This is a genomic window from Enteractinococcus helveticum, from assembly GCF_020742345.1.
In the GTDB taxonomy this organism is placed as follows: domain Bacteria; phylum Actinomycetota; class Actinomycetes; order Actinomycetales; family Micrococcaceae; genus Yaniella; species Yaniella helvetica_A.
Genome location: NZ_DYXC01000152.1, coordinates 1 through 7,745 on the forward strand (window position 1 = coordinate 1; position 7,745 = coordinate 7,745).

General features: G+C 52.6%; 5 protein-coding genes and 1 pseudogene. All 6 read right to left on the reverse strand.

Translation table 11 applies throughout. The annotated features are described in order from the left end of the window. Window positions 1-601: alcohol dehydrogenase catalytic domain-containing protein (locus K8V32_RS13120; RefSeq protein WP_303908350.1), on the reverse strand; the 601-nt coding region annotated here is incomplete at its 3' end. A gap of 46 nt (window positions 602-647) precedes the next feature. Further along, window positions 648-1,208: a glycerol-3-phosphate responsive antiterminator gene (locus K8V32_RS13125; RefSeq protein WP_303908352.1), complete on the reverse strand. Its 561-nt coding sequence runs from the start codon at window positions 1,206-1,208 to the stop codon at window positions 648-650. Window positions 1,209-1,210: 2 nt separating this feature from the next. Next, window positions 1,211-2,515 (reverse strand): annotated as a pseudogene (locus K8V32_RS13130) (FAD-binding oxidoreductase). A gap of 266 nt (window positions 2,516-2,781) precedes the next feature. After that, complete coding sequence (locus K8V32_RS13135; RefSeq protein WP_369681073.1) at window positions 2,782-4,518, reverse strand: glycerol-3-phosphate dehydrogenase/oxidase; 1,737 nt, start codon at window positions 4,516-4,518, stop codon at window positions 2,782-2,784. Beyond that, complete coding sequence (locus K8V32_RS13140) at window positions 4,452-5,990, reverse strand: FGGY family carbohydrate kinase (RefSeq protein WP_303908354.1); 1,539 nt, start codon at window positions 5,988-5,990, stop codon at window positions 4,452-4,454. The genes K8V32_RS13135 and K8V32_RS13140 overlap by 67 nt, the downstream gene beginning before the upstream one ends. Further along, on the reverse strand, window positions 5,974-7,443 hold the full coding sequence (locus tag K8V32_RS13145; RefSeq protein WP_303908357.1) for an MFS transporter: 1,470 nt from the start codon (window positions 7,441-7,443) through the stop codon (window positions 5,974-5,976). Before K8V32_RS13145 ends, K8V32_RS13140 begins: the two co-directional genes overlap by 17 nt. Window positions 7,444-7,745 lie beyond the last annotated feature (302 nt).

Here is a 7,745-nt window from a genome sequence, read left to right on the forward strand (position 1 = left end):
CGACGATAATATCATCCTGCGGATTCGGTTTACCAGCATTGAGAACCGCTCCTCCACCAGTTAAAACAGCGCAGCCAAGCAGCGCAGCTACCGTTGGGGGAACGTCTTGGTCAACGGGGACTACAGATCGACGGTCCACCACTGCCTTTGTGGCAAAGGCAGAACATCCCAGATGATGAAAAACCTGATTACCGGAGTTATCTCTCAATCTGTCCGTGCCTGACAGCAGCGTGCCATTTTCATTAGCTGTGGTACCCCGCTCACAGGGAAGTTTTCCATCGGTCTGGCACGCCTCGCATTCACCACAGCGTGGTAGAAAGGTCAGGACTACTCGGTCTCCTGTGAAGACATCCGTAACCGCGTCGCCTACGCTTTCAACGATTCCAGAAGCCTCGTGCCCCAGTAGCATCGGTACTGGCCGTGGGCGATCCCCATTGACTACAGACAGATCCGAATGACAAAGTCCTGCGGCTTCGATTTTCACGAGTAATTCTGTAGGCCCTGGCTCTTCGAGCTTCAAATTCTCAACCACCAGTGGTTGAGTGTCAGTATACGGCGACGGCGACGGCGAATTGCGTAAAACTGCACCAGCGATGTTCATATTCTTTCTCCTTAAGGTCTGACAACTAGGAATCGAGCGAGGTATATCACCGCAGCTGCCACAAGGAGGCCTGGGTGGTACTCACTGCTACCGCCCCCAGAGCCCGTGATCGTTCGACATCCTCCTGTGTATTGATGAAACCCGATGCGATAAACGGAGGTAGCGCGTCGAAGAATTCTTGTCCTAGGAAAGGTATTACCGGCCAGGGCATGATCTGAACAAGGTGTGGGCGGTTTGCTTGGATCGTGTTTCGAGCTCGTTCAGCATAGGAGCGATCCGTGATAAATACCTTTTGGATCGATAGCAAATTGAAGGTGGGCGCTCTCGTAACTGCCGAAGCATGTGTGGAGATGATCCCTGAAGCCCCGAGGCTAGCGATGTATGCCAGGGCGTCTGGATTGGGGGAAAGCCCCGCAATAGAATCAAAGTTAACGATAGTAAACACTCGCTTTTCTCGCAGACGAGAAATCACATCTCCCAACTCAACGAGGGGTATATTTGCTAAGAATGCGAAGGCAGTGGGATTATCCTCAAAAAGATCAAGCTTCGAATCTCCATAGAGAGTTGCGATCACTGGATTGTTTTTGAGCTGATCGAGAATAGTCACTATTATTCCGACCTGCGACCTTCCCGTAGGCCGAGCTTCCCAGGATTAAGTAGGTTGTTTGGATCAAGCGCCTGTTTGATGGACTGCCAGACCTGGAATCCAGAGCCCAAAGACTCTTCCACGTAAGGAGAACGAAGCAGACCCGAACCGTGGTGATGGCTAATCGCAGCCCCCCGGTCAATCAGTATTTGGTTCACCTTCTGCTAGACGTTCTCATACCAAGCTTGACGCTCGGAAGGATCGCTGGCATTACCACGAAGGGAAAAATATAGACAAGCGCCGTCGACGTAGGCGTGGGATTGGTGTGCAGACCCCGCGAGAGTACCCGGTGCGGAATTAATTGCGTCCACTACCTCATCATAAATATCAGCCAATTGGCTCCACGGAGCTGCCATTTCCAGGGTATCTGCGACAAAGCCAGGGCTCTGTTTAAATCCTTCTGCAGACTTTCCCGTTAGATATCGGGTGTCGAGCCATTTCTCCATAATTTGGTCATGCTCGAGCTCCGTCGCATCAATACAGGCTTCCCTGGAAATTTTCATGACTGCATCAAGCAGAATACTGTCCGTCTCGTCTGCGATGAGCAGTACATTGGTTTCTTCGTGTCCGAACTGTACACCGGATTCCAGGTTGTCATATAGACGAAGAACTGCTGGTGTAGCCCCACGCTGAAGGATTTCGCGGCAAGCCTCGAGTCCCTCAGCAAAAGTGTCGAAGCCGTATGCAAGAGCCTGGTAGCTATCCGGGAGACGGTGAACTCGCAATTGGATTTTGGTGATTACTCCCAATGTACCCTCAGAGCCGACGAAAACTTGGTTAAGATCAGGACCGACCGCTGCTCTGGGATTCCCGCCAGTGCGGGAAATTTCACCGTTGGGTAGCACTACCTCGAGCCCGACCACCATATCCTCGATTTTTCCATAGCGGGTAGACAGCTGTCCTGCTCCTCGACAGGCAACCCATCCTCCGACGGTCGAGATACCGAAAGATGAAGGCCAATTGCCTGCGGTAAATCCCCTCTCTTGGAGCCAAGATTCAAAAATGTCACCGTATACTCCGGGCTCTACTTCTACGATCTGGCTCTGCGTATCAAGTTCTGGTTCAGCATTAAGACCGGACACGTCAAGCACGATTCCCCCGTGAACCGGTAGTGCTGCTCCGGTGACATTAGACCGGGCAGCCGACACTGTAACTGGAATGCCCTCGTTTTGCGCCAGACGTATGACCTGCTGGACCTGCTCTGCATTAGAGACCTTAGCTACCACGACTCCGGGTGCGCCGGCACGATGCTCGGTTTCGGCGATCATGGTTCCGGCCCACCAGTCCCTAATTTCGGCCTGGACTGTCGCTTCGTCCACGATTATCTCGTCTACGATGCTACTGAGCTGTGTCGTCACAGCATCGGAAACCTCGACATATTCCGGGCTTGAGAACCTAGGGGACTGAGAAGCATTTTCATTAATCGCTCCAGACCAGGCAGGGGCGGTATGATCTCCGACCACATAATTTCCCCGGTTGTAGCCTCGCAGAATTGCTTCACGACTGATACTGTTCACGGTTTTATTCCCTTCTTTTAAGATGAGTAAGTAGTGAGTGCTTCGACTTCGGCAGTGATTCCTGCACGGTATTTTTCGACTTCATCGGTGGCCGTATGCTCGTTAATGATTCCTTCCTCTACCAGCAGCGAGCCAACGGTGCTCGCTGCTTCGGCAGCTGCATCCCGAGCAAAGAGTCTGGCCCGCATCCTTCGGTCCAATACATCTGAGATAGTCGTGGCCATTTCACTTCTTATCGCGTAGACGGCCTCACCCACTGTGTACGGCAGGCTAGCGACTAGTTTTTCTTGATTTCGGTCTGATTCAAACACGACGTCAGCGACAAAGTGGGCCTCATTTCCATAGCGTTCTGCTAGGTGTGCGGCTAACCCGCCGGTAGCGGTCGTTGATTCTGCGTCGTATCCTGATGAGCCCAGTAGGCTCTGCTTTGAAGTCTCCGAAGAGCCTTTGCGATCTAGTACGTTCATGACTGCATCAATAGTCTGTTCCCCCATGTGGCGAGCAGTTGTCAGTTTTCCTCCTACCACCGTGACCAAGCCGTCTTCGTCTACTCGGATCTCATGGTTTCGCTTGACATCGACGGTCTTACCGTTTGGGCTTGCCACCAAGGGACGGGTGCCCGCGATAGAACCAAGAACATCGGCTGCTTCTAGATCCGTATTCAACGCGGTACGTGCTCCCGCAATCAGAAAGTCTCGTTCTTCCGCTAAGCAGTACGGGTTATCGATATCCCCTGTGTAGTCCTCATCTGTTGTCCCCAATACTGACACATCTCCCCATCTGGTGATGGTAGCTCTTCGTTCCCTACCGGGAACAGGGATAGTGACAGTGCAATCGTTACGGATTTTCTTCCAAGGAACAGCGATATGCACGCCTTTGGCCGGACGAATCGGCGGTGTGTCCACGTTGGGGAGCGCACCGCTCCACCTTTTTAGCCACGATCCTGTTGCCATCACTACGCATTTACTACGCACTGTCACAGATTGGTCACCTACTGCGGCCTCCACGCCGCTAACACGATTCCGTTCACGTCGAACATCCATTACTTCGGCGTGATTTAAAGCTACGGCACCGAAGTGGACAGCGGTCCGGACCAGGGTGAGCACAAGTCGAGCATCATCAACCCGGGCGTCGTAGTACATAAGCCCAGACTTCAACCGTTCAGCGTTAAAGAGAGAACAGTGTGAAAGGACTTCCTCCTTAGACAACTTCTGGTGCAGGATTCCTTCTCGCCATCCTCCTGAAACATCGTAAGTCCACAGAGCTGCCTCGAAACCTTTGGCTAGACGCGGATCCAAGATTCCGTCCTCACTGAGAATTGGGAAGAGGAATGGCAAGCGGTGAACAAGGTGGGAGGCATTCTTACGAAGTCGTTGCCGTTCCAAGAGAGATCGCCTGACTAGGGGAAGATTCCCTTGCTCTATGTAACGCAGCCCTCCATGCACCATCTTTGAGGACTTTGATGATGTCCCCGATGCAAAATCGTCCTTTTCCAAAATCGCGACCTTCAGCCCTCGGAGCACGGCATCAAGGGCCGCATAGGCTCCGGTGACCCCGCCACCAACAATGAGAACATCAAAGTCCTCATTAGATAGTCTGTTAATCATTTCCGGCCGGGTGAAAAGGAGGTTTTCTGTCCGTACCAGAGCCGCACGTTCCTTTTGGTTTTGAAAGGGATTCAACTTCATTAGATACCATCCTCTTCCTGCCGATATTTGTGTTGGTTTGTTTCTGCCATTAGGAACGAACGCCATCGTTGCGCCCAGAATCTTCTCTCTTCCGTGTCTATTTGCGGAGAAAAGATCTGTGGCTTCCCTAAGGTCGTAACTGCTTCTTTCAGATCCGACCAAAGAGTTCCCACACCTGCTAGAAACGCAGCTCCACGGAGGCTTGTCTTGTCCGCCGCAGAGAAGCGCAGCATGGGTATACCTGTCAGATCTGCCTGCATCTGCAGCAGTGAGTCACTTTGAGAAAGCCCTCCCCCCACACGAATACTGGTGGGAACTTCACCTGTCGACATAGTGTTTGCCTCAACGCTCATTGCAACACATTGAGCGATGCCCTGGAGTAAAGACTGCGCAAGATGGGTTCGTGTGGTCGCCAGACTTAACTGCCCCAGTGCCCCTCGAATATCCGGTTCGACGCGCGGAAGGCGAACTCCCGTGAGAGTCGGTAAGAATATTGGAACTGCCGGATCCCAAGGTTGTTTTCCTTCCGTCATACGAGAAATTTCTTGGGCATCTTCGAACCATTCAAGTTGATCGCAAACCCAGTTCAGTGCAGAACCTGTGGTGGCGGTGAAGCACTCCACCGATTGCGTGAGTCCCTTGGAATCCTCCCAACCAACGTGTCGGACAACGGCTTCAGGCCGGTCACTTCGAACATTCTCAAAACCGCCGACGATCTGATCGACAAAAGTTCCTGTCCCATGGATACAGGAACTGTCTCCAGGCTCTAGGCATCCTAACCCCACGAGGGCTGCATGCTGGTCGCCGATAAGCGCTCGGATGGGGATCTGATCTCCGATCACGCTCTTATCTGAAGCGCTGATATCTCCAGCGTCTGGCACCACTCTCGGCAGGATTTCAAGGGGAAATCCTAGCGCCTCGATCCATCCCAAAAGGTACTCGCTGCGTTCGGCATCATACGCGCCTGCAGCAACTGCGTTCGTCGTCGAAACTCCGTGGACTTTTCCGCCGGTGATATTCCAGAGTAACCACGTATCAACGGTGCCAAACATGAGCTTATTCTGCTTGAACGCTTCTGCTACTTCCGGAGTCTTCTCGATGTGCTGAGCCGCCCAATAGTAGGGTGACCGAATACCTGCTGTTCGTCCAATTCTCTCTAGGAGAGTCGCATTCCAGGTCTCTCCGAGTTTCGAGAGTTCATCGGCATATCGAGAGTCTTGCCAGACCATTGCAGGGCATAGTGGCTGTCCGGTCTCTCGGTCCCAGAGTCCTGAAGTAGAGCGCTGGGTCGCAATCGCCAAGGACACCACCGTGATGTCTTTCTGCTTGGCGTGTGCCAAGACGTCCTGCACCGCATCGCGGGTTCGATTCCAAATCTCCGCAAAATCTTGTTCCACGACTCCCGGGGTGGGATTCTGAACCTCCAGGGGAAAGTAGGACTGCTGCTCTATGGAACCATCGCTCATTACAAGCGCCGCTCGAGTCCCTGTAGTCCCCGCATCGATCGAGATAACCCCTTTCTTAGCGTCGTATCTCATTCATCTCTCCTTGTTTAGAGTCTTCCGGAAGTGCTAGATGTGCTGATTTTTCATCTGGGTTTTCAAACTGTGGTGCGTCCGCTTCATTGTCGACATCGATCTCTGCCAACGTGGGTTCCCATCGGATGACAGAGCATATGATGAACGCGATAAGCGGAAAGACCGAGACGACAAGAAAGGTCCCCCCAAGACCAATGGCTTCACGAAGCAGCGGGAAGACCACCAATCCGATGGCGGCTCCCAATGCACCAATTGCTCCAATAAAACCATTGGCTGTTGCACGTACCTCCGAGCGGAAGGAAAGCGATGAAAGACTCTTTCCGTTCCCCCCAGGGCCGATGGAGTGAGCCAAGATGAATACCGAAGGCAAAAGGAATCCGAGCCATAAGGGGAGCGAGTCGTGCGCAAAGCCGAAGATCACAAGAATTACAAAAACAATAAGGAATCCCCATTTCGACGCTACGCGGAGACCAATACGTCCAGCCAAGGATGCTGCGGCAAATCCACCGATGATGCCGAAAATGTTGAATATGAGGGTTCCAAAGGAGTTGAAGACAAAGTCATCTCCGAACAAGGCAATCGAGATAACCGGTAAGTACCATCCGACTCCGAAGTATTGGATTGACTGGACGACCTGCACAGTAGCAGCGAGAACGGTCCTCGGGAGGTATGTCCCGCGGAAAATCAATGCGAGATTCACGATTCCCCGGTTTGCAACGGGCGGACCATCATTGAGGGCTTCCCCAGCTGTAAAAGGCTGTTTATAGGTCTTCTGCATAGATACCGCAGCAGCAGCTAGCCTGTTTTTTCTAGCCAGCCACGTTGGTGACTCAACCAGTAGAACGGACTGCAATATCAAGAGAATGAAAGCAACAACACCACAGGTGCCTAAGAGGTAACGCCAAATGGCGTCGCCGGTACCGAGCTGGTAGAAGACAATGGCTAGGAGGAGGTTCACTGACACAGCGGTGTACCAAATCCCCTGCCACATACTCAATCGGCTGGAGAAACGCTTAGGTGTGAACTCGGCCAGCATGGCCATGGCAATAGCAAAGTCAATGCCATATGCCATGCCTACTAATACGCGCCCAATAGAGACTTCAAAAACGCCATCTGCAAAGGTTGCGATTAAAGCACCCGCTAGGGCAAGAACTTTGGCAGCGATCAGTGGTTTTACTCGCCCCCAACGGTCAGCCATCCACCCGCCAATTGGGTTAAAGAACAGCGCCACCCATGACGATAGTGAAGTCAGAAGAGCGACTTCACCAGCAGAAAGATTCAGATCTTCCGTCATAGGGCTCAAACCCGCACTCATTGCGGAGTTAGAAAGTGCTTCAAGAAAGAGGCCGCTTAAAAGCAGCCACCATATAACAGCCGCCCTTCCGCGAATCCCTGTTCGGGAGTTAATGAAGTTTGTAACGTCTTTAGCGCTACGGATAGTAACGGCATCCACAGCCCACCTCCTAGTTAGCCCCCACCAGAAGATAGGTGTTACAGGCACACGAAACCCCCAGTGGAGGTCTCCATGTCTTACCTACAACAATAGAGTATGCTGATTCTCACAAATGACCGCAATGAGCGATCTGCACTACAGCCCCGTCCGGGGGCACTCTCGGCACCCCTACGTCACACTGCACAACATTGCCGGCACTGAAATGCCCCGGCTCGAGCCGCGCTCATCGCCGGATTCCGAAGTTGCACTTTAGCGCTAGGAAAGCCCTGTGAAAATCTATAGTCGCATAACCATGTAACCAT